Source organism: Pseudomonas sp. GM55, from assembly GCF_000282395.1.
GTDB classification, from domain to species: domain Bacteria; phylum Pseudomonadota; class Gammaproteobacteria; order Pseudomonadales; family Pseudomonadaceae; genus Aquipseudomonas; species Aquipseudomonas fluorescens_CC.
Window position 1 is genome coordinate 49,294 of the sequence record NZ_AKJJ01000051.1, and the last position, 22,137, is coordinate 71,430.

Genomic DNA, 22,137 nt, shown 5'->3' on the forward strand with positions numbered 1-22,137 from the left:
TCGTTGCGAGATACGGCCCGCATTCGTTCAGCACCGGTTCAGCGGCGAACGGGGCGCTTCTGCAGTTTGCGCTGCAGGGTGCGGCGGTGCATGCCCAGGGCGCGGGCCGTGGCGGAGATGTTGCCTTCGTGTTCGGTCAGCACGCGCTGGATGTGTTCCCACTGCAGGCGGTCCACGGACATCGGGTTTTCCGGTACCAGGCTGTCGAGGTCGGCGTGTTCGGACAGCAGGGCCGCCAGCACATCGTCGGCGTCCGCCGGTTTGCACAGGTAGTTGCAGGCACCGCGCTTGATCGCCTCGACGGCAGTGGCAATGCTCGAATAGCCGGTGAGGATCACCACGCGCATTTCCGGGTCCATTTCCAGCAACTTGGGCAGCAGCACCAGGCCCGAATCGCCGTCCATCTTCAGGTCCAGGGCGGCGTAATCCGGCAGATCGGCCTTGGCCAGTTCCAGGCCCTCTTCGGCGGAACTGGCAGTGCTGACGCGAAAACCGCGGCGGGCCATGGCGCGGGCCATGACGCGGGTGAATGTGGCGTCGTCATCGACCAGCAACAAATGCGGCAGTTCTTCGCCTTCGACTTGGATCTCGTCACTCATGTTCGTCTCCTCGGGCGACACGGGGCAGGCGCAGCTCGGTGAGCGTGCCGCCTTCCTCATGACTGTAGAGTTTCACTGAGCCGCCGGCGCGTGTCACGCTGGCCTTGCTCAAAAACAGGCCCAGGCCGAAGCCTTTGCCCTTGGTGGTAAAAAACGGTTTGCCGATTTGCTCGGCAATGGCCAGCGGCACACCGGCACCATGGTCACGAATGCTGATGGTGAGGTTTTCCGAATCCCAGTCCAGCGTCACTTGCAGCCCTTCGGGGCAGGCATCGGCGGCGTTGTTCAACAGATTCAGCAAAGCCTGGGTCAGGTCCGGCGGCGGCGCCATGCGCGGCACTGCGCCCTGGCCGAGGCGCTGGAAGCGATAACTGGCTTCCGGGCGCATCAGGTGCCAGCGATTGAGGGCTTCATCCAGCCAATCGGTGACGTCCTGCATCTCCACCGCCAAACGGCGATTGGCCTCCGCGGCGCGCACCAGGTGCTGCAAGGTTTCCTTGCACAGTTTGACCTGATCCTGCAAAACGCTCAGGTCGTCCTGCAACATCGGGTCATGGTGGTCCTGACGCATTTCCTTGAGCAGCACACTCATGGTCGCCAGCGGCGTGCCCAGTTCATGGGCCGCACCGGCGGCCTGGGTGGCGACGGCCAGCAGCTGCTGATCGCGCAGGCCTTCTTCGCGACGAATGGCGCGCAGCTCTTCCTGACGGCGCAACTCTTCGGCCATGCGCGCGGCGAAGAACGTGATCACGGCGGCGGCGAGGGCGAAGCTCAACCACATCCCGTATACCTGCAGGTTTTCCCGAGCGATCGGGAAGGTTTGCAGCGGGTAGAACTGTGCCAGCAACAGCGTGTACATCGTCAGCGCGATACCCGACAGGATCACCGAATAACGCCATGGCAACGTCACCGCGGCAATGGTCAGCGGCACCAGATAGTAGGAGACAAAGGGGTTGGTCGAGCCACCGGAGAAATACAGCAATGCACTGTGGATAAACAGGTCGCAGGCCAGTTGCACGGCATATTCGAGCTCGGTCACTGGCCACGAGGTGCGCAGGCGAATCGCCGTGAACACACACAACAGCATCGAACAGCCGAGGGTTGCGGCCAGTTGAAACCAGGGCAGCGGCAGCAATTCGAGCCAGTAGGCCAAGCCCACGGAACCGGCTTGGGCGGCCAGCACCAACGTGCGGATGAACGTCAGCCGCCAGAGGTTCTGGCGAGTGGCGGAAGTGATTTGAACGGGGGCGAGCATGAGCTCTCCTGATGAGCGCTCCAGGCGGATCGCTGGGAGTATAACCAAGCGCGGGGGCCGACAGGCAAAACTGCGGCAAACGGCCACATGTAGGAGCGAGCATGCTCGCGATGGTCGCCAACGATTACGCGGGAATTCTGACTCTCCGTGGCGCTTTCGGATTTTTCGCGAGCAAGCTCGCTCCTACAAAGGGCATGCGCATCTGTATAGAAGTTGTAACTGTGCGAACCAGAGCATAAAAGCTAGAGTCTGATGGTTTCACGCAGGCCCGGACCGAACCCCTGCGCACCTTTCAAGGAGCCTTCATGCACACATTCCGCCGCAGCGCTGCCCTCCTCGCCCTGAGCGCTGGCACCGTCGCCAGCCTCCCGGCCCTGGCGGCCGACGAGCTTCATTACAACCAGATTTCCCTGCGCGCCGAAGTCAGTCAGGAAGTGGCCCGCGACCTGATGATCGTGACCCTCTACACCGAAGAACAGAACAGCGACCCGGCCAAACTCGCCGCCGACGTCAGCACCACCATGAACAAGGCGCTGGCCAAGTCCAAGCAAGTCAAGGACATCACCCTGCGCCAGGGCAGTCGCAACAGCTACCCGATCTACGACACCAAGGGCCAGAAAATCACCGGCTGGCGCGAGCGCGCCGAACTGCGCCTGGAAAGCTCGGACTTCGCCGCGCTGTCGAAGCTGACCGGCGAACTGCTCACCGACCTGAAAATGGGCGGCATGGACTTCGCCATCGCCACCCCGACCCGCAAGGCCAGCGAAGACGCCCTGCTCAAGGACGCCGTGACCGCCTTCAAGGCCCGCGCTCAACTGGCCACCGATGCCCTCGGCGGCAAGAGCTACAAGATCGTCAACCTGAACCTCAACAGCAACGGTTATCCACAGCCTTACCTGCGCGCGCCGATGATGATGAAAGCCGCCGCCATGGACGCCGCACCGGTGACGCCGGATGTCGAAGCCGGCACCAGCCAGGTCAGCATGACCGCCGATGGTTCGATTGAAGTGCTGATGCCTTGAATCGATAGCCCGTAAACATAAAACGGCGATCGCTCACATGATCGCCGTTTTTTTTGGGCAGTTTTCAGGCATGAGCTATAACTGGATAGTCCACTGAGAAAAGCCGGCAGTTGCACCGGGTGCAACTGAGATTGATTGGCCACTATCGGTGCAACAATAACCACTCTTATTCACGCCATACCCACCGCACAAAACGGGGTATAAATAAGTAACACCCCGCCCTGATCGGGAGCACCCGGCGTTCATGACGCACCCTGAAAGTGCGTCGTTTGCACCGTAAAAAAGCTGCGCAAACGGTCAAATGCGTCAGGAGTTATACAAATGCGACATTAAGGTACGTTCGTGCCACCGTTTAAGGCTTGTAGTCACTCTGGATCTTGCATTGGGTATGGCCCCTGCATAAGTATCCGCAGGCACGACTCACGAGGTCGTCCTCTAATTCCAAAAATGACAACAAATCATGAGGCCACCATGCTTAAACACGCGGTCATTCCGTTTTTAGTTGGCGCAAGCTTGTTAGCCAGCGCACCGTTCGCCCAAGCAGCGACTAACCTGGTGTTCTGCTCCGAAGGGAGCCCGGCCGGTTTCGATCCAGGTCAATACACCACCGGAACCGACTTCGACGCCTCTGCAGAAACCATGTTCAACCGCCTCACCCAGTTCGAGCGCGGCGGCACCGCCGTTACTCCTGGTCTGGCGACCAAGTGGGACATCTCCGATGACGGCCTGACTTACACCTTCCACCTGCGTGAAGGCGTGAAGTTCCACACTACTCCGTACTTCAAGCCGACTCGTGAGTTCAACGCCGACGACGTGCTGTTCACCTTCAATCGCATGATTAACAAGGATGACCCGTTCCGTAAGGCGTACCCGACCGAATTCCCGTACTTCACCGACATGGGGATGGACACCAACATCACCAAGATCGATAAAGTCGACGACCACACCGTCAAGTTCACCCTCAAGGAAGTTGACGCCGCGTTCATCCAGAACATGGCCATGAGTTTCGCCTCGATCCAGTCCGCCGAGTACGCTGCCCAGCTGCTCAAGGAAGGCAAGGCCGCCGACATCAACCAGAAGCCGGTTGGCACTGGTCCGTTCGTGTTCAAGAGCTACCAGAAAGACTCCAACATCCGCTACACCGGGAACAAGGACTACTGGAAGCCTGACGACGTGAAGATCGACAACCTGATCTTCGCCATCACCACCGACCCGTCGGTACGTATCCAGAAGCTGAAGAAGAACGAGTGCCAGATCACTCTGTTCCCGCGTCCGGCCGACCTGAAGGCGCTCAAGGAAGACAAAACCCTGAAAGTGCCTGACCAGGCTGGTTTCAACCTGGGTTACATCGCCTACAACGTGATGGACAAGATCAAGGGTGACGACAAGCCGAACCCGATGGCCCAACTGAAAGTGCGTCAGGCACTGGACATGGCCGTCAACAAGCAGCAGATCATCGACTCGGTTTACCAGGGCGCCGGCCAACTGGCGGTCAACGCCATGCCACCGACCCAGTGGTCCTACGACACCACTATCAAGGATGCACCGTACAACCCTGAGAAAGCCAAAGAGCTGCTCAAGGAAGCCGGTGTGAAGGAAGGCACCGAAATCGTTCTGTGGGCGATGCCGGTACAGCGTCCGTACAACCCGAACGCCAAGCTGATGGCAGAAATGCTGCAGTCCGACTGGGCGAAGATCGGTATCAAGGCCAAAATCCAGAGCTACGAATGGGGCGAGTACATCAAGCGCTCCAAAGGCGGCGAGAACGGCGCGATGCTGATTGGCTGGAGCGGCGACAACGGTGACCCGGACAACTGGCTGAACGTGCTGTTCGGCTGCGACTCCCTGCAAGGCAACAACTTCTCCAAGTGGTGCGACAAGAAGTTCGACGGCATCGTGAAAGAAGCCAAGCGCACGACCGATCAGGCCAAGCGCACCGAACTGTACAAGCAGGCGCAACACGTCCTCAAAGATGCTGTTCCAATGACACCTATCGCTCACTCGACGGTGTTCCAACCCATGCGTGCCGAAGTGCAGGACTTCAAGATCAGCCCATTTGGCTTGAACTCCTTCTACGGCGTCAGCGTCAGCAAATAAGGTTTTGCAGCGGCGACGTTTCTGACGTCGCCGCTGCTTTATCTACCGAGAAAGCAGGAATTCGCCTACATCCAGATCCGCAGCTGACTACAGCATCGGGTGGGGACGCGTTGCCATTTCCTACGAGTCTTTAGGACTTTACGCATTTACTGCCGGACCCATGGTTCATACCGTCGGGATCCGACCAGTGCATGCGTGGGTCATCGGTTACTGCCGCGTGCATGGCTTGAAATCAGTGATGCCTCTACGTCTGCGGACGGGACGGCGGCTCATTGACAACACTTTGAGAGAAAAGGGAGCGTTATGCGCCATACCTTGGTTTTATCCGCATTGCTGGGCACCGGCCTGTTGGCCGCCACTTCCATCAGCCAGGCCGCCAACAACAGCCTGGTGTTCTGCTCCGAAGGCAGCCCCGCCGGTTTTGATACGGCGCAGTACACCACTGCGACCGACAACGATGCCGCCGAGCCGCTGTACAACCGATTGGCAGAGTTTGAGAAAGGCGCGACCAACGTCGTACCGGGCCTTGCCACGAGCTGGGATATTTCCGAGGACGGCCTAAAGTACACCTTTCACCTGCGCGAAGGGGTGAAGTTTCATACCACCAAATATTTCACGCCGACCCGTGATTTCAACGCCGATGACGTGCTGTTCACGTTCAATCGCATGCTCGACCCGCAACAACCTTTCCGTAAGGCTTACCCGACAGAGTTTCCGTACTTCAACGGCATGAGCCTGAACAAGAACATCGCCAAGGTCGAAAAGACCGGGCCGCTGACCGTAGTCTTTACGCTCAACAGCGTGGACGCCGCGTTCATCCAGAACATCGCCATGAGCTTCGCCGCCATTCTTTCGGCCGAATACGCCGACAAGCTGCTGGCGCAGGGCAAGCCAAGCGACATCAACCAGAAGCCGATCGGCACCGGGCCGTTCGTGTTCAAGAGCTACCAGAAAGACTCGAACATCCGTTACACCGGCAACCAGCATTACTGGGACCCGAGCCGGGTCAAGCTCGACAACCTGATTTTCGCCATCAACACCGACGCCTCGGTGCGCGTGCAGAAACTCAAGGCCAACGAGTGCCAGATCACCCTGCACCCGCGCCCTGCCGATGTGACCGCCCTGAAGAACGACCCTGCCCTGCAACTGATCGAGAAGCCTGGTTTCAACCTCGGCTACATTGCCTACAACGTGCGCCACAAACCGTTCGACCAGCTCGAAGTGCGTCAGGCGCTGGACATGGCAGTGAACAAGCAAGGCATTCTCAATGCCGTTTACCAGGGCGCGGGGCAACTGGCGGTCAACGCCATGCCGCCGACCCAATGGTCCTACGACGATACGATCAGGGACGCCGCCTACAGCCCGGAAAAAGCCCGGGAATTGCTCAAGGCTGCTGGCGTCAAGGAAGGCACCGAAATCACCCTCTGGGCCATGCCGGTCCAGCGTCCGTACAATCCCAACGCCAAGTTGATGGCCGAGATGCTCCAGGCTGACTGGGCGAAGATCGGCCTCAAGGTCAAGATCGTCAGCTATGAGTGGGGCGAGTACATCAAGCGCACCAAGAATGGCGAGCACGACATCAGCCTGATCGGCTGGACGGGTGACAATGGTGATCCGGACAACTGGCTGGGCACGCTCTACAGCTGCGACGCCATTGGCGGCAACAACTACTCGATGTGGTGTGATCCGGCTTACGACAAGCTGATCAAGCAGGCCAAGGTCGTCACCGACCGAGACCAGCGCACCCAGCTCTACAAACAGGCGCAGCAGTTGCTCAAACAGCAAGTGCCGATCACGCCAGTCGCCCACTCAACGGTCAACCAGCCGCTGAGCGCCAAAATCGAAGGGTTCAAGGTGAGCCCGTTCGGCCGCAATGTGTTCTCGGGTGTCAGCATAGAAAAATAACCGATTAGCCAGAAATGCCAGGGGGCGGATTTTCCGCCCTCACGCAGACGCTTTGCCGTCTTTCGCCAATTTGGCTGACAGCAAACGTTTGCGTTGCCCTGAATGAGTTCTAAACCAATAGCCGGATCACAAAAAAAACGACCGGTATAAAAAAAGAAAGTAAGGAGCTTTACCCATGAAACTGAGCAGCACCGCGTTATTGGCCTTGGCCATCAGCAGCGTAACCGCTACGGCTTACGCAGAAACCCAAAGCCAGGCTTTCACCCCGGTTACCGTGAACGAAAAAAGCGCCCAGAGCGAAGCCACCGGCTTTGTCGAAGGCCAGTCGATCACCGGCACCACGCGTAACTGGTACGCCAACGAGCAACTGCAACGCGGCGCCAAATTCGCCTACAAGAAGGACGGCGTTTCGACCCCGACCGATCGCCGGATCAACTGGGTCCAGGGCACCATCCTCAAGTACAACTCTGGCTTCACCGAAGGCACAGTCGGTTTCAGCACTGAAGTGGCGGCCTACAACGCGATCGCCCTGGATCGCGACCGCAAGGACCTGGCATCCAACAACGGTGGCGCACCGGGCACTCGTCCTGGCGCGGGCAACAACCGTACCCTGACCAAGGAAGGCGGCGACGCTCAAGGCCAGTGGAGCAAACTGGGCCTGGCCAACGTCAAGGCCCGTGTCTCCAACACCACCCTGACCGCCGGCCGCATGAACTTCAGCAGCCCGATGGTCGACGTGATCGGCAACCGTGCCCTGCCTTCGAGCTTCGAAGGTCTGGCCATCCACAGCGAAGAGCTGAACAACCTGGCCTTCGACCTGGCCACCTTCGACCGCAACTCACCGCGTACCGAAGAAAGTCAGCGTAAATTCCGCACCGAATACGCCAACGGCATCGTCGAAACCGACCACGTCTACACCGGCGGTATCACCTACAACCCGCTCGCCAGCCTGACCACCAGCCTCTGGGCGACCCAGGCTGAAGACATCTGGAACCAGTACTACTTCGGCGCCTCTCACGTACTGGGCGATAGCCAGGTACTGAGCCTGACCACCGGCCTGAACTACTACAAAACCAAAGAAACCGGTAAAGCCCTGATCGGCGATATCGACAACGACACCTACTCGCTGTCGTTCGGCCTGACCCACCAGGCCCACACCCTGACCTTCTCGTACCAGGAAGTGAACGGTAACGAGTACTTCGACTACCTGCACGAAACCAACGGTATCTACCTGGCCAACTCCCTGCTGTCGGACTTCAACGGCCCGAACGAAAAATCGTTCCAGGTTGCCTACGGTCTGAACATGGCCGAATACGGCGTACCAGGCCTGAAGTTCAACATCTACCAGGCGCGCGGCTGGGGCATCGACGGTACTCACTACACCGGCAACGGCGGCGTGGCAGGCAAGGGTTACGACGGCATCCAGGCCCAGGATGGCGAAACCCATTATGAATATGGCATCGGCGCGACCTACGCCGTGCAGAGCGGCCCGCTCAAGGCCACCACGATCCGCGGCACCTACACCGCTCACCGTGCCAGCGAAAACCAGGCTGACGGCAGCATCAACGAGTTCCGTCTCGTGACCACGGTTCCGTTCAACATCCTGTAATACCGCTGCCGAACGGTGGGTTCAGCGATGAATCGGCCGTTCGGCTTTTGTCCTTTAACTGATTGCAGAGGGTTCTTGATGAAAATGCTTCCCCTACGTGCGGCCATCGCGGCTGCTTTGCTCAGTGTCGCTGTCGGCGTCTCGGCCAAACCCCTGGTGGTTTGCACCGAAGCCAGCCCCGAAGGCTTCGACATGGTCCAGTACACGACTGCAGTCACCGCCGATGCCGTGGCCGAAACCATCTTCAATCGCCTGGCGGACTTCAAGCCCGGTACCACCGAAGTGATTCCGGCGCTGGCCGAGTCCTGGGACATCAGCGAAGACGGCCTGAACTACACCTTCCATCTGCGTAAAGGCGTCAAGTTCCACACCACCGAATACTTCAAGCCGACCCGTGACATGAACGCCGACGACGTGGTCTGGAGCTTCCAGCGTCAGCTGGACCCGAATCATCCGTGGCACAAGCTGTCGAGCGTGGGCTTCCCGTACTTTGAAAGCATGGGCTTCAAAGAGCTGCTCAAGAGCGTAGAGAAAGTCGACGACAACACGGTCAAGTTCACCCTGACCCGTCGCGAAGCGCCATTCCTGGCCGACATCGCCATGGCCTTCTCCTCGATCTACCCGGCCGAATACGCCGACCAGTTGCTCAAGGCCAACAAGACTGGCGACCTGAACAGCAAACCGATCGGCACCGGCCCGTTTGTTTTCCAGCGTTACGCCAAGGACGCTCAGGTTCGTTTCAAGGCCAACCCGGACTACTTCCGCGGCAAACCGCCGGCCGATTCGCTGATCCTGGCCATCGCGACCGACAACAACGTGCGCCTGCAGAAGCTCAAGGCCAACGAATGCCAGGTCGCGCTCTATCCGAAGCCGGATGACATTCCGAGCATCAAGAAAGACGACAAGCTGAAAGTCGATGAACTGAACGCCATGACCGTTTCCTACATCGCCATGAACACCACGCACAAATACATGAGTGATGTGCGGGTGCGCAAAGCCATCGACATCGCCTTCGACAAGGAAGCCTACGTCAACGCCCTGTTCGGCAAAGGCAATGCAACAGCAGCGGTCAACCCGTACCCGGACACCCTGCTGGGCTACAACCACAGCCTGAAGAACCCGCCCCGTGACCTGGACAAGGCTCGCGCCCTGCTCAAGGAAGCCGGCGTACCGGAAGGCACCACGTTCACTCTGTTCACCCGCAACGGTGGCGGTCCGACCAACCCGAACCCGATGCTCGGCGCGCAGATGATGCAAGCCGACCTGGCCAAGGTCGGGATCAAGATCGACATTCGCGTGATGGAATGGGGCGAAATGCTCAAACGCGCGAAGAACGGCGAGCACGACATGGTTTCCGCCGGATGGGCGGGCGATAACGGCGACCCGGATAACTTCCTTACGCCTATGCTCAGTTGTGAAGCGGCCAAGAACGGAGAAAACTACGCCCGCTGGTGCAGTGACAAGTTCCAGGCGCTGATCGACCAGGCCCGGGAAAAAACCGATCCGGCCGAGCGTGCAGCGCTCTACGAGCAGGCCCAGGTTGTTTTCAACCAGGACCAGCCATGGATCAGCATGGCGCACACTAGAATGTTTACCGCCATGCGCAACAACGTAGAGGGCTATAACATTAGCCCCCTCACCACGAATAACTTCGCCACCACCCAGGTGAAGTAGATAAGAAAACTCCCGGCATGCCTGACCCAGGCATGCCGGGCACGCCTAACCGGCTGATGAGGTACACCTTACGATGTTTAGTTTTATTGCCCGCCGACTGGGGTTACTGATCCCCACGTTTTTCGGCATCACCTTGCTGACATTCGCGTTGATTCGCATGATCCCTGGCGACCCTGTGGAAGTCATGATGGGCGAACGCAGAGTCGACCCGGAAATGCACGCTCAGGCAATGGAACGCCTAGGTCTGAACAAACCCCTGTATGCCCAGTACCTGGATTACATCGGCAAACTGGCCCACGGCGACCTCGGTGAATCCCTGCGAACCCGTGAAAGCGTCTGGTCCGAGTTCAGCTCTCTATTCCCCGCGACCCTGGAACTGGCCACGGCCGCCATGTTGTTCGCCGGCATCCTGGGTCTTCTGGCCGGGGTGATCGCGGCACTCAAGCGAGGGTCCCTGTTCGACCATGGAGTGATGGGGGTCTCCCTGGCGGGATACTCGATGCCGATCTTCTGGTGGGGCCTGATCCTGATCATGTTCTTCTCGGTAAGCCTGGGCTGGACCCCGGTGTCCGGGCGGATCGACCTGCTCTACGACATCGAGCCGCGCACCGGCTTCATGCTGATCGACACACTGCTGGCCGATGACGTCAGTGCGTTCGTCGATGCCCTGCACCACCTGATCCTGCCGGCCATCGTGCTGGGCACCATCCCGCTGGCGGTGATCGCGCGGATGACCCGTTCTTCGATGCTCGAAGTGCTGCGTGAAGACTACATTCGCACCGCCAAGGCCAAGGGCCTGTCGCCGTCGCGCGTGGTGTTTGTGCACGGTCTGCGTAACGCGCTGATTCCGGTACTGACGGTAGTCGGCCTGCAAGTCGGCACCCTGTTGGCCGGTGCGGTCCTGACCGAAACCATCTTCTCGTGGCCCGGCATCGGCAAATGGCTGATCGAAGCCATTGGCGCCCGAGACTATCCAGTGGTGCAGAACGGCATCCTGTTAATCGCCTGCCTGGTGATTCTGGTCAACTTCGTAGTGGACATCCTCTACGGCTTTGCCAACCCACGCATCCGTCATCAGCGCTGAGATCATGACCATGACCACTCCAATTCCATCGGTAGCAGTCGATCAAAGCCTGCTGTACCCATCGCCCTACAAAGAATTCTGGCAAGCGTTCTCCAAGAATAAAGGTGCCGTCGCCGGCCTGATGTTCATGCTGCTGGTGATTTTCTGCGCCATTTTTGCGCCGTGGGTTGCACCCCACAACCCGAGCGAGCAATACCGTGACTTCCTGTTGACCCCGCCAGCCTGGCTGGAAGGTGGGCAGATCCAGTTCCTGCTCGGCACCGACGAACTGGGTCGCGACCTGCTGTCGCGCCTGATCACTGGCTCGCGCCTGTCCTTGATGATCGGTTTGTCGTCGGTTGTCATGTCGCTGATCCCGGGGATCCTGCTGGGTCTGTTCGCCGGGTTCTTCCCGCGCGTGGTCGGCCCGACCATCATGCGTCTGATGGACATCATGCTGGCCCTGCCGTCCCTGCTGCTGGCCGTGGCGATCGTCGCCATCCTCGGCCCTGGCCTGATCAACACCGTGATCGCCATCGCCGTGGTGTCCCTGCCGTCCTATGTTCGCCTGACCCGTGCTGCGGTAATGGGTGAACTGAACCGCGACTACGTGACCGCCGCGCGCCTGGCCGGTGCCGGCCTGCCACGCCTGATGTTCGTTACCGTGCTGCCGAACTGCATGGCGCCGCTGATCGTTCAGGCCACCCTGAGCTTCTCTTCGGCGATCCTCGATGCCGCCGCACTGGGCTTCCTCGGCCTTGGCGTACAACCGCCAACCCCTGAGTGGGGCACCATGCTGGCTTCGGCCCGCGACTACATCGAACGCGCCTGGTGGGTGGTGAGCCTGCCTGGTTTGACCATTTTGCTCAGCGTGCTGGCAATCAACTTGATGGGCGACGGCTTGCGCGATGCGCTGGACCCGAAACTCAAGAACGCCGCCTGAGGAGATTCCCATGTCACTGTTAGAAATCAAGAATCTCAACGTTCGCTTCGGCGACAAAAACGCCACGCCAGTCGTCGATGGCCTCGACCTGAAAGTGGACAAGGGCGAAGTGCTGGCCATCGTCGGCGAGTCCGGTTCCGGCAAATCCGTGACCATGATGGCGCTGATGGGGCTGATCGAGCATCCAGGCATCGTCACCGCCGACTCGCTCAGCTTTGACGGCAAGGACATGCTCAAGCTCAACAATCGCCAGCGTCGGCAGATCGTCGGTAAAGACCTGTCCATGGTCTTTCAGGATCCGATGACCGCGCTGAACCCGAGCTACACCGTCGGTTTCCAGATCGAAGAAGTACTGCGCCTGCACCTGAAAATGTCCGGCAAGGCTGCGCGCAAGCGTGCCATCGAACTGCTGGAAAAAGTTGAAATCCCGGGTGCCGCCAGCCGTATGGACGCCTACCCGCATCAACTGTCCGGTGGCATGAGCCAGCGTGTCGCGATTGCCATGGCGATTGCCGGCGAGCCGAAACTGCTGATCGCCGACGAACCGACCACGGCACTGGACGTGACGATTCAGGCACAGATCATGGACCTGCTGCTGGCGTTGCAGAAAGAGCAGAACATGGGCCTGGTACTGATCACCCACGACCTCGCCGTCGTGGCCGAAACCGCCCAGCGCGTGTGCGTGATGTACGCAGGTCAAGCGGTCGAAGTCGGTCATGTGCCGCAACTGTTCGACATTCCGGCACACCCGTACACCGAAGCGCTGCTCAAGGCGATTCCGGAACACAGCCTGGGTGCCTCGCGCCTGTCGACCCTGCCGGGTATCGTTCCCGGTCGCTACGACCGTCCGCAGGGTTGCCTGCTGTCGCCACGCTGCCCTTACGTGAAAGACAACTGCCGTCAACAACGTCCGGCCCTTGACCCGAAAAGCAACAGCCTCGCTCGCTGCTTCTACCCGCTGAACCAGGAGGTGGCGTAATGGCCGTCGTTCTTACCGCCCGCGACCTGACCCGTCACTACGAGGTGTCCCGAGGCCTGTTCAAGGGGCACGCCACCGTGCGCGCCCTCAACGGCGTATCGTTCGAACTGGAAGCCGGCAAGACCCTCGCCGTCGTTGGTGAATCGGGCTGCGGCAAATCCACCCTGGCTCGTGCCCTGACCCTGATCGAGGAGCCGTCCTCCGGCTCCCTGAAAATTGCTGGACAGGAAGTCGCCGGTGCCGACAAGGCCCAGCGCAAACAACTGCGCAAAGACGTGCAGATGGTGTTCCAGAGTCCATACGCCTCGTTGAACCCACGGCAGAAAGTCGGTGATCAGCTTGCAGAGCCATTATTGATCAACACCAACCTGAGCGCCGCGGAACGCCGTGAGAAAGTCCAGGCGATGATGAAGCAGGTGGGTTTGCGTCCCGAGCACTACCAGCGTTATCCGCACATGTTCTCCGGCGGTCAGCGCCAGCGGATCGCCCTGGCCCGCGCGATGATGCTGCAACCGAAAGTGCTGGTGGCGGACGAACCGACATCGGCACTGGACGTGTCGATCCAGGCACAGGTACTCAACCTGTTCATGGATCTGCAGCAAGAGTTCAACACCGCCTATGTGTTCATTTCCCACAACCTGGCGGTGGTGCAACACGTTGCCGATGACGTGATGGTGATGTACCTCGGTCGCCCGGTCGAAATGGGTCCGAAGAACGACATCTACGAACGTCCTCTGCACCCTTACACCCAGGCACTGCTGTCGGCCACGCCGACGATTCACCCGGACCCGAACAAGCCGAAAATCAAGATCGTCGGCGAGTTGCCCAACCCACTGAACCCGCCGTCCGGCTGCGCCTTCCACAAGCGCTGCCCGTACGCCACCGAGCGTTGCAGCACTGAAGAGCCGGCCCTGCGCCTGCTCGACAGACGCCAGGTGGCTTGCCACTACGCCGAGCAATTCCTCGACGGCGCGGCATAAAAAACGGCAGGAGCGAGCTTGCTCGCTCCTGCCGGGATTCACGGATTAACCCAACCCCTTCCACTTCGATTGCGCATCAGTCGAGGCAGAAGGGGTTTTCTTTTGCGGGCCATTCAGCGATCAGGTCTGGCTGTCGCCTTCTTCTTCATCATCGGAGTCCGGTTCGTCAGTGGTCGAGTCGTCGCCGTTGTCGGCACCACCCTGCCCCTTATCTCCCGGCTCGGACTCGGACTTGGCGAGCATCAATCCGCTATGTCCCACCTGTCCGCTGAATGCCTGAGTATCGTGATTCTCACATTCGGCCCAGGCCGTCGCGGTGCCGAGGGACAGCATCACCATCACTTTCAACAGCAGTAAAACGCGTAGCAACCTGTTCATAGCCGACTCCTCCTTTCGTTGAGTGCCTATCTGGTGCTGAGTGAAATCTAGTTCCGATCAGCCGGGTTCACCAGACAGGACGCTAGCGAGCGGCTGGAAATGCCGTGGATGGAAAGACTGGTTTCGAATAAACCCAATCGCCGAATCAACTAAGCGAACCTGCTTTGCGCGTTTGCCCGGAAATCGCGTCCGGCTCACGCGAACGGGTAGCCTGATAAATCAGCGGTATGGACATCAGCGCCAGCGTCGCACTGACCAGCCACACACTGTGCCCGCCAAAATGACCGTATAACTGACCGCCAACCACTGGCGACATCAGCGCGCTCGCGCTCCAGCTCATGAAGAAGAGGCCAAAGTACTGCCCGCTTTTTCCGCTTTGCGCATGCTGCATGACCAACATATTCAGCGGTGGCATGAACAGCGCCTCGCCCAGCGTCCAGATCACCGTCGACAGGCAGGCATAAAACAGCCCGGAACCCAACGGCAACATACCGAGCCCACAGGCCAGCAACAGACTGCCGGCCACCAGTTGCCGACGCATTCCCCAGCGTTCGCCCCAGTGCGACAACGGAATCTGCAATGACACCACCAGCAGTGCATTGAGCCCGAACTGCCAGCCAATCGTCTCGGTGCTCAAGCGGTAGTAATCACGCAGATAGTTGCCCAGCGTGCTGTAAATCGTGTCGAACGCCATACCCAGCAGAACCGTTGCCGCCAGCAACCAGAGGAATGGTTTGTCGTGATATGGCTGGCTTGAGCTTGAGGCGGTATCGGGTTTCTCGTCAGGGATCAGCACCGGTCGACGCCACGTGGTGTGGACAAACCACAGCAAGGCCAGCAACGTCATCGCCGCGCTGCCGAGGAAAACCCAACGGAAATCCGTCTGCGCCAAAACGCCGCCCGCCACCCCGGCAGCGGCCATCCCGAGGTTGCGAGCCACCCGGCTCAAGGCCTGTGCCCGGGAACGCTGCGCAACGTCGCAATACTCCATGATCAGCCGTTGATGCAGCGTACGGATCGCCCCATCGACGGCCCCGCTGAGCAAGAGCAATCCGGCCAGCAGCGGCACCTGCGTGACCACCCCCAGCAAGATCAGCACCCACACCGAAACGAAGAACAGCGCCGCGGTCAGCCGTGCCGTGGGCACATGATCGCTGAGCAACCCGCCGAGCATTGAACCGACCAGCAGACCGGCACCGTAGGCCGACAGCAGCCAGCCGACGGTTTCAATCGCCAGCCCCAGCTCCTGACGCAGGTACAGCGCCATGAACAGCTTGACCATGCTGCTGAGCCGATTGATGAACAACAGCGCCGCGAGCACCCAGGCCATCACGCAGAAATAGCCATCCAGCCGCAGCAGATGGGTCAGCCGACGCATCATTCCCTTGATCATCAAAAGGCCACTGTTTGCGAAATGTCCTTTGGACACTAAACGCCAACGGCAGACTTGTCGCGGACGAAATCCCCCATGGGTCAAAAGCAGAGGCAAGCTACAAGTGCGCAGAAAAAGACCTACGCAATCACCTCGACCACAATTTCAACCCACAAAAAAAGCCCACTGTTTTCACAGTGGGCTTTGCGGTGTCGCCATTCAGCGCTTAATGATGCTCACGGGTCGCGCGGAATTTCACGTCCGGCCAGCGTTCTTCCATCAACGCCAGGTTGACCCGCGTCGGCGCGAGGTAGGTCAAGTGACCGCCGCCGTCCAATGCCAGGTTTTCCACAGCCTTGTTGGAGAATTCCTCAAGCTTCTTCTTGTCGCTGCATTCGATCCAGCGCGCGGAATAAACGGTGATCGGCTCGTAGGAGCACTCGACCTTGTATTCCTCTTTCAGGCGGCTGGCGACCACATCGAACTGCAGCACACCGACGGCGCCGAGGATGATGTCGTTGCTGCGCTCCGGGAAAAACACCTGGGTCGCGCCTTCTTCGGCCAGTTGTTGCAGGCCCTGGCGCAGTTGCTTGGATTTCAGCGGATCGCGCAGGCGTACGCGACGGAACAATTCCGGGGCGAAGTGCGGGATGCCGGTGAAGCCCAGAACTTCGCCTTCGCTGAAGGTGTCGCCGATCTGGATGGTGCCGTGGTTGTGCAGGCCGATGATGTCGCCGGCGAAGGCTTCTTCCAGTTGCTCACGCTCGGAGGAGAAGAAGGTCAGCGCGTCGCCGATCCGCACGTCCTTGCCGGTACGCACGTGACGCATCTTCATGCCTTTTTCGTACTTGCCGGAGCAAATGCGCATGAAGGCGATGCGGTCGCGGTGTTTCGGGTCCATGTTCGCCTGGATCTTGAAGATGAAGCCCGAGAACTTCTCTTCCACCGGCTCCACGGTGCGTTCGTTGGCGACCCGCGCCAGAGGGCGCGGCGCCCAATCGACGACAGCGTCAAGAACGTGGTCGACACCAAAGTTGCCCAGTGCCGTACCGAAGAATACCGGGGTCAGTTGACCATCGAGGAACTCCTGCTGGTTGAACTCGTGGCAAGCGCCTTGAACCAGTTCCAGCTGTTCTAGGAAACGCTCGTACTCGTCACCCAGGTGCGCGCGGGCTTCGTCGGAGTCGAGTTTCTCGATGATTTTGGTTTCGGTGCGTTCATGACCGTGGCCGGCGGTGTAGACGATGATGTAGTCATCGGCCAGGTGATACACGCCTTTGAAATCGCGGTAGCAACCGATCGGCCAGGTGATCGGCGCAGCCTTGATCTTCAGAACGGCTTCGATCTCGTCCAGCAGTTCGATCGGATCGCGGATGTCACGGTCGAGTTTGTTGATGAAGCTGACGATCGGCGTGTCACGCAGACGGCAGACGTCCATCAGCGCGATGGTACGAGGCTCAACGCCTTTACCGCCGTCGAGGACCATCAAGGCCGAGTCCACCGCGGTCAGGGTGCGGTAGGTGTCTTCGGAGAAGTCTTCGTGGCCCGGGGTGTCGAGCAGGTTGATCATGTGTTCGCGATACGGGAACTGCATGACCGACGTGGTAATGGAAATACCCCGTTGTTTCTCCATCTCCATCCAGTCGGACGTCGCATGGCGGTCGGATTTACGGGATTTCACCGTGCCTGCCACCGCAATCGCCTTGCCCATCAACAGGAGCTTTTCAGTGATCGTGGTTTTACCGGCATCGGGGTGGGAAATAATGGCGAAAGTGCGGCGTTTCGCGACTTCGGCGGCCTGGTTGGTCATGGGAAATCGCCTGGCAGGTGATTCAAAAAAGGGCGCAGATTATAGCCCAAGTTGATCGAAGAACCGAACCGTTGAGCACATTAAGGGTGGCCAAATGCTGCCCCGGATGGGAACCTTTTGAAGCACGGAGACGTCCACTCCCCCGTAACGACCACTCGTCGGGGGCTTTAAACACCTGCAATTCAGCCTGACGAGGCTGTGCTCATGGCTCGAAATGCCGTACGCGTTCCCCCTGTAGGAGCGAGCTCGCTCGCGATGAACGTCAACGATAACGCTGGGCATCTGAATGCACACGTTGTCAGGACATTTTTCGCGAGCAAGCTCGCTCCTACAGAGAAATACGTTCGGCCGAGCTGCTTATCGCGATCATTTTTTCGGCAGCCAGGAATGGCATTGCCACACGAAAAAGTATTCGCCGACTGAAAAAAAGGAGTCCGCCTGTGGCTATCCGCTATGGCAAAGGGCTGATGGGAGGCGCGCTGGTAATCGCCCTCCTGGCCCTGCTGATCAACTGGATCGGCATCAACACGATCGAACACTACCGCGACGATTTGTTGTTTTACCTGCAAGCTCATCTGATTCTCGTCCTCGCTTCAATGCTGGCCGCCCTTGTCGTGGGCCTCCCCGCCGGCATCTTCCTGAGCCGCCCGACCATGGTCGGCCGCGCCGAACGCTTCATGCAGATCTTCAACATCGGCAACACCGTGCCACCGCTGGCCGTGCTCGCGATTGCCCTGGGCATCCTCGGCATCGGCAGTGGGCCGGCGATCTTCGCTTTATTCCTCGCTTCATTGCTGCCGATTGTGCGCAACACCTATGAAGGCCTGAAAAGCGTCCAGGGCTCGCTCAAGGAAGCGGCTGTCGGCATCGGCATGACCCCGCGCCAGGTGCTGTGGAAAGTCGAATTACCCAACGCCGTGCCGATCATCGTCGGTGGCGTGCGGGTGGCGCTGGCGATCAATGTCGGCACCGCGCCACTGGCGTTCCTGATCGGCGCCAACAGCCTCGGCAGCCTGATCTTCCCCGGCATTGCCCTGAACAATCAGCCGCAACTGCTGCTCGGCGCCGCGTGTACCGCGCTGCTGGCCCTGCTGCTCGATGGCGTGGTCACCCTCGCCAGCCGTCTCTGGCTGGAACGCGGTTTGCGCCCGTCTTAACGCCTCGGCAAAGGAATTCTCATGAAGACATCAAGCTTTTTACTAGGCTGCGTCCTGCTGTTCGCAGGAATTGCCCAAGCCGCAGAAAAACCACTGATCCGCATCGGCGCCCGGGTGTTCACCGAACAGACCCTGCTGGCGGAAATCACTTCGCAATACCTGCGCAGCAAGGGTTACGACGCCCAGGTCACCGGCGGGCTGGGCAGCAACCTCGCCCGCAGCGCCCACGAAAGCGGGCAACTGGACATGCTCTGGGAATACACCGGGGTCTCACTGGTGGCCTACAACCATGTCACCGAGAAACTCGACAGCGAACAGTCCTACGCGCTGGTCAAAGAACTCGACGCGAAAAAAGGCCTGGTCTGGCTGACTCCGTCGAAATTCAGCAACACCTACGCCCTGGCCCTGCCGAAAAACGTCGTTGATGAATACCCGCAGATCAACAGCATCAGCGATCTGAACAAAGTGCTGCATGACGAAGCCAGGACCAATCACCTGGTGGCGCTGGACACCGAGTTCGCCAACCGCTCCGACGGTCTGGACGGCATGGTCAAGCTCTACGACATGAACCTGACCCGCAAGAACATCCGGCAGATGGACGCGGGGCTTGTCTATACAGCGCTGCGCAACGGGCAAGTGTTCGCTGGCCTGGTCTACACCACCGACGGTCGCCTCAATGCTTTCGGCCTGAAGCTGCTGGAAGACGACATGCATTACTTCCCGGACTACACCGCCGCGCCGGTGGTGCGTCAGGCGTACCTGGATGCACATCCGAAACTCGCCGAACAACTCAAGCCGCTGGCCGAACTGTTCGACAACGAAACCATGCGCCAGCTCAACGCCCGGGTCGATGTCGATCACCAAAGCCCATCCGCCGTGGCCGCTGATTTCCTGCGCCAGCACCCCATCAATTAAGGAGGAAAAGTCATGGAATTTCTGAACGCCTTTTCCCACCTCGACTGGCAACAGGTGATGCACCTGACCTGGCAGCACATCACCCTGGTCGGTATTGCCGTCAGCCTGGCGATCTTCACCGGTGTGCCGCTGGGCATATTGATGACGCGTTTCCCGAGTCTCGCCGGCCCATTGCAGGCCTGCGCCACGGTGTTGCTGACCGTGCCGTCGATTGCGCTGTTCGGCCTGCTGTTGCCGTTCTACTCGAAATTCGGCCAGGGCCTCGGGCCAATGCCGGCGATCACCGCCGTGTTCCTTTATTCACTGCTGCCAATCATGCGCAACACCTATCTGGCCCTGACCGGCGTAGAGCCGGGCATCCGCGAAGCCGCGCGCGGCATCGGCATGACCTTCGGCCAGCGCCTGCGCATGGTCGAACTGCCCATCGCCGTGCCGGTAATCCTCGCCGGGGTACGCACCGCCGTGGTGATGAACATCGGCGTGATGACCATCGCCGCGACTATCGGCGCCGGCGGCCTAGGCGTACTCATCCTCGCGTCCATCAGCCGCAGCGACATGTCGATGCTGATCGTCGGCGCGCTGCTGGTCAGTCTTCTGGCGATCTTCGCCGACCTGTTTTTGCAATGGCTGCAACGCTCGTTGACTCCAAAAGGACTCCTGAAATGATCGAACTTCAAAACCTCAGCAAGACCTTCCAAAGCAACGGCAAAGATGTCAAAGCCGTGGACTCGGTGAGCCTGACCGTCAATGAAGGCGAAATCTGCGTGTTCCTCGGGCCGTCGGGTTGCGGCAAAAGCACCACGCTGAAAATGATCAACCGCCTGATCAAACCCACCTCGGGCAAGATCCTGATCAATGGCGAAGACACCACCGGCCTCGACGAAGTGACGCTGCGGCGCAACATCGGCTACGTGATCCAGCAGATCGGCCTGTTCCCGAACATGACCATCGAAGAGAACATAGTGGTGGTGCCGAAGCTGCTCGGCTGGGACAAGCAGAGATGCCATGACCGCGCCCGCGAGCTGATGAGCATGATCAAGCTCGAACCCAAGCAGTATCTGCATCGTTACCCACGGGAATTGTCCGGTGGTCAGCAACAGCGGATCGGCGTGATTCGCGCACTGGCGGCGGATGCGCCGCTGCTGCTGATGGACGAACCGTTCGGTGCGGTCGACCCGATCAACCGTGAGATGATCCAGAACGAGTTCTTCGAAATGCAACGGGCACTGAACAAGACCGTGATCATGGTCAGCCACGACATCGACGAGGCGATCAAGCTGGGCGACAAGATCGCGATTTTCCGCGCCGGCAAGCTGTTGCAGATCGATCACCCGGACACGCTGCTCGCGCATCCGGTGGATGAGTTTGTCAGCCACTTCGTCGGCCAGGACAGCACACTCAAGCGCTTGCTGCTGGTAAAAGCCGAAGACGCGGCGGACAACGCGCCATCCGTCAGCCCGCAGACCTCTGTCGCCGAAGCGCTGGAGTTGATGGATGAGCATGACCGGCGTTATGTGGTGGTCACCTGCGCCGAGAATAAAGCCCTGGGTTACGTACGCCGCCGCGACCTGCATCGTCAGGTCGGTGCCTGCGCGCAGTACTTGCGCGAGTTCAACGCCACGGCGGCCTACGACGAGCACTTGCGCATCCTGCTGTCGCGCATGTACGAGTTCAATCGAGCGTGGTTGCCAGTGATGGATGCCGAGCGGGTATTTTTGGGCGAGGTGACGCAGGAGTCGATAGCGGCTTATTTGAGCTCCGGTCGTTCCCGTGGAATGAAGACCAATATCGTCTCGCCAGCCGAGGCGGTGGTCGCCTGACAGCTGACATTACCCGGTAAAAATACAAACCCTGTGGGAGCGAGCTTGCTCGCGATGGCGTCATTTCAGGCAACTACGATGCTGGCCGTGAAAATATCATCACGAGCAAGCTCGCTCCCACAGGTTCTGTGCGATTTTCCAGTAATTCACAGGCCGGAAAAAAATATCAACAGTAGCGTCTGCAAAAGCTATCCGGAAACACGCTCTGAAATAGTCAAAACCCCTCTCAACCTACCTTTTCGCCGCCAACGTCGCCCATATTGACGCCATCGTACTTATCGAGAACTTGGCACACAAAAGCGTCGAACGTGCAGGTATTTTTAACACTTGAAAATTATCGGGGAACATCTTCCCGTCATCTCGGTCGGCTACAAAGAGTGATGTCCGCAACGCACGTCAGAAGAGTGCGAAAACGCGACATTTTTAGTTGATCTCAGGCCCCTCACGCCCTAAAGTTCGCGCCGAACGTCCATGCTGGAAACGATCCATCCGGCTCAAGTACTGACGACGAGACAGCAAGGCCAAGGGCGCAGCGCTCCCATGGCCTTTTTGCTTTCGG

18 protein-coding genes are annotated in these 22,137 nt (G+C 59.4%); 13 read left to right on the forward strand and 5 right to left on the reverse strand.

Annotated elements, in window-relative coordinates; translation table 11 throughout:
- Positions 1-38: 38 nt before the first annotated feature.
- Both PMI31_RS14135 and PMI31_RS14140 read right to left on the reverse strand, forming a co-directional pair.
- Positions 39-599 (reverse strand): response regulator transcription factor, encoded by a 561-nt coding sequence (locus PMI31_RS14135; protein ID WP_008000948.1) that lies wholly within the window; start codon positions 597-599, stop codon positions 39-41.
- The gene (locus PMI31_RS14140; protein WP_008018741.1) at positions 592-1,854 is read right to left on the reverse strand and encodes an ATP-binding protein; all 1,263 of its coding nucleotides are present in this window, start codon (positions 1,852-1,854) and stop codon (positions 592-594) included. Before PMI31_RS14140 ends, PMI31_RS14135 begins: the two co-directional genes overlap by 8 nt.
- A gap of 305 nt (positions 1,855-2,159) precedes the next feature.
- Between PMI31_RS14140 and PMI31_RS14145 the strand changes: the two genes are divergently transcribed.
- The 9 genes from PMI31_RS14145 (at position 2,160) to PMI31_RS14185 (ending at position 14,126) form a co-directional block, all read left to right on the forward strand.
- Positions 2,160-2,876, forward strand: a complete 717-nt coding sequence (locus PMI31_RS14145) for an SIMPL domain-containing protein (RefSeq protein WP_008018743.1) — start codon at positions 2,160-2,162, stop codon at positions 2,874-2,876.
- A 471-nt stretch (positions 2,877-3,347) separates the two neighbouring features.
- On the forward strand, positions 3,348-4,973 hold the full coding sequence (locus PMI31_RS14150; protein WP_008018744.1) for an ABC transporter substrate-binding protein: 1,626 nt from the start codon (positions 3,348-3,350) through the stop codon (positions 4,971-4,973).
- A gap of 303 nt (positions 4,974-5,276) precedes the next feature.
- Positions 5,277-6,878, forward strand: a complete 1,602-nt coding sequence (locus PMI31_RS14155) for an ABC transporter substrate-binding protein (RefSeq protein ID WP_008018745.1) — start codon at positions 5,277-5,279, stop codon at positions 6,876-6,878.
- Positions 6,879-7,053: 175 nt separating this feature from the next.
- Positions 7,054-8,487: an OprD family porin gene (locus PMI31_RS14160; protein WP_008018746.1), complete on the forward strand. Its 1,434-nt coding sequence runs from the start codon at positions 7,054-7,056 to the stop codon at positions 8,485-8,487.
- Between the two features lie 78 nt (positions 8,488-8,565).
- The gene (locus PMI31_RS14165; protein WP_008018747.1) at positions 8,566-10,161 is read left to right on the forward strand and encodes an ABC transporter substrate-binding protein; all 1,596 of its coding nucleotides are present in this window, start codon (positions 8,566-8,568) and stop codon (positions 10,159-10,161) included.
- A 73-nt stretch (positions 10,162-10,234) separates the two neighbouring features.
- A complete protein-coding gene (locus PMI31_RS14170; protein ID WP_008018748.1) occupies positions 10,235-11,245 on the forward strand; it encodes an ABC transporter permease subunit in 1,011 nt (336 codons plus the stop codon).
- 10 nt (positions 11,246-11,255) lie between these two features.
- Entirely contained in the window at positions 11,256-12,167 is a 912-nt protein-coding gene (locus tag PMI31_RS14175) for an ABC transporter permease subunit (protein ID WP_008018749.1), read from the forward strand.
- Positions 12,168-12,177: 10 nt separating this feature from the next.
- The gene (locus tag PMI31_RS14180) at positions 12,178-13,146 is read left to right on the forward strand and encodes an ABC transporter ATP-binding protein (protein ID WP_008018750.1); all 969 of its coding nucleotides are present in this window, start codon (positions 12,178-12,180) and stop codon (positions 13,144-13,146) included.
- Positions 13,146-14,126: a peptide ABC transporter ATP-binding protein gene (locus PMI31_RS14185; RefSeq protein ID WP_008018751.1), complete on the forward strand. Its 981-nt coding sequence runs from the start codon at positions 13,146-13,148 to the stop codon at positions 14,124-14,126. Before PMI31_RS14180 ends, PMI31_RS14185 begins: the two co-directional genes overlap by 1 nt.
- Positions 14,127-14,246: 120 nt before the next feature.
- On the opposite strand, the gene PMI31_RS14190 is transcribed toward PMI31_RS14185, so the two are convergent.
- From PMI31_RS14190 to PMI31_RS14200, 3 genes are all read right to left on the reverse strand, one after another.
- Positions 14,247-14,504, reverse strand: coding sequence for a hypothetical protein (locus tag PMI31_RS14190; RefSeq protein ID WP_008018752.1), 258 nt, complete (start codon positions 14,502-14,504; stop codon positions 14,247-14,249).
- 145 nt (positions 14,505-14,649) lie between these two features.
- Positions 14,650-15,885 carry an MFS transporter gene (locus PMI31_RS14195; protein WP_043302387.1) on the reverse strand — a complete coding sequence of 412 codons (1,236 nt, stop codon included), beginning with the start codon at positions 15,883-15,885 and terminating at the stop codon, positions 14,650-14,652.
- Positions 15,886-16,102: 217 nt separating this feature from the next.
- Positions 16,103-17,686, reverse strand: coding sequence for a peptide chain release factor 3 (locus PMI31_RS14200; RefSeq protein WP_008018754.1), 1,584 nt, complete (start codon positions 17,684-17,686; stop codon positions 16,103-16,105).
- 467 nt (positions 17,687-18,153) lie between these two features.
- Between PMI31_RS14200 and PMI31_RS14205 the strand changes: the two genes are divergently transcribed.
- From PMI31_RS14205 to PMI31_RS14220, 4 genes are read left to right on the forward strand one after another with little or no spacing between them, the layout of a single operon-like run.
- Positions 18,154-18,843: an ABC transporter permease gene (locus tag PMI31_RS14205; RefSeq protein WP_177323567.1), complete on the forward strand. Its 690-nt coding sequence runs from the start codon at positions 18,154-18,156 to the stop codon at positions 18,841-18,843.
- A gap of 21 nt (positions 18,844-18,864) precedes the next feature.
- Positions 18,865-19,758 carry a glycine betaine ABC transporter substrate-binding protein gene (locus PMI31_RS14210; protein WP_008018756.1) on the forward strand — a complete coding sequence of 298 codons (894 nt, stop codon included), beginning with the start codon at positions 18,865-18,867 and terminating at the stop codon, positions 19,756-19,758.
- Between the two features lie 12 nt (positions 19,759-19,770).
- Positions 19,771-20,424 carry an ABC transporter permease gene (locus tag PMI31_RS14215; RefSeq protein ID WP_008018757.1) on the forward strand — a complete coding sequence of 218 codons (654 nt, stop codon included), beginning with the start codon at positions 19,771-19,773 and terminating at the stop codon, positions 20,422-20,424.
- Positions 20,421-21,578: an osmoprotectant ABC transporter ATP-binding protein OsmV gene (locus PMI31_RS14220; RefSeq protein WP_008018758.1), complete on the forward strand. Its 1,158-nt coding sequence runs from the start codon at positions 20,421-20,423 to the stop codon at positions 21,576-21,578. The genes PMI31_RS14215 and PMI31_RS14220 overlap by 4 nt, the downstream gene beginning before the upstream one ends.
- Positions 21,579-22,137: the final 559 nt, after the last annotated feature.

Bases quoted from the DNA above. Each gene is read 5' to 3' on its own strand.
- PMI31_RS14175 (WP_008018749.1), top strand. From the start codon at position 11,256: ATGACCACTCCAATTCCATCGGTAGCAGTCGATCAAAGCCTGCTGTAC.
- PMI31_RS14195 (WP_043302387.1), bottom strand. From the start codon at position 15,885: ATGATGCGTCGGCTGACCCATCTGCTGCGGCTGGATGGCTATTTCTGC.
- PMI31_RS14135 (WP_008000948.1), bottom strand. From the start codon at position 599: ATGAGTGACGAGATCCAAGTCGAAGGCGAAGAACTGCCGCATTTGTTG.
- PMI31_RS14210 (WP_008018756.1), top strand. From the start codon at position 18,865: ATGAAGACATCAAGCTTTTTACTAGGCTGCGTCCTGCTGTTCGCAGGA.
- PMI31_RS14220 (WP_008018758.1), top strand. From the start codon at position 20,421: ATGATCGAACTTCAAAACCTCAGCAAGACCTTCCAAAGCAACGGCAAA.
- PMI31_RS14150 (WP_008018744.1), top strand. From the start codon at position 3,348: ATGCTTAAACACGCGGTCATTCCGTTTTTAGTTGGCGCAAGCTTGTTA.
- PMI31_RS14215 (WP_008018757.1), top strand. From the start codon at position 19,771: ATGGAATTTCTGAACGCCTTTTCCCACCTCGACTGGCAACAGGTGATG.
- PMI31_RS14170 (WP_008018748.1), top strand. From the start codon at position 10,235: ATGTTTAGTTTTATTGCCCGCCGACTGGGGTTACTGATCCCCACGTTT.
- PMI31_RS14200 (WP_008018754.1), bottom strand. From the start codon at position 17,686: ATGACCAACCAGGCCGCCGAAGTCGCGAAACGCCGCACTTTCGCCATT.
- PMI31_RS14140 (WP_008018741.1), bottom strand. From the start codon at position 1,854: ATGCTCGCCCCCGTTCAAATCACTTCCGCCACTCGCCAGAACCTCTGG.
- PMI31_RS14185 (WP_008018751.1), top strand. From the start codon at position 13,146: ATGGCCGTCGTTCTTACCGCCCGCGACCTGACCCGTCACTACGAGGTG.
- PMI31_RS14180 (WP_008018750.1), top strand. From the start codon at position 12,178: ATGTCACTGTTAGAAATCAAGAATCTCAACGTTCGCTTCGGCGACAAA.
- PMI31_RS14155 (WP_008018745.1), top strand. From the start codon at position 5,277: ATGCGCCATACCTTGGTTTTATCCGCATTGCTGGGCACCGGCCTGTTG.
- PMI31_RS14205 (WP_177323567.1), top strand. From the start codon at position 18,154: ATGGGAGGCGCGCTGGTAATCGCCCTCCTGGCCCTGCTGATCAACTGG.
- PMI31_RS14165 (WP_008018747.1), top strand. From the start codon at position 8,566: ATGAAAATGCTTCCCCTACGTGCGGCCATCGCGGCTGCTTTGCTCAGT.
- PMI31_RS14160 (WP_008018746.1), top strand. From the start codon at position 7,054: ATGAAACTGAGCAGCACCGCGTTATTGGCCTTGGCCATCAGCAGCGTA.
- PMI31_RS14190 (WP_008018752.1), bottom strand. From the start codon at position 14,504: ATGAACAGGTTGCTACGCGTTTTACTGCTGTTGAAAGTGATGGTGATG.
- PMI31_RS14145 (WP_008018743.1), top strand. From the start codon at position 2,160: ATGCACACATTCCGCCGCAGCGCTGCCCTCCTCGCCCTGAGCGCTGGC.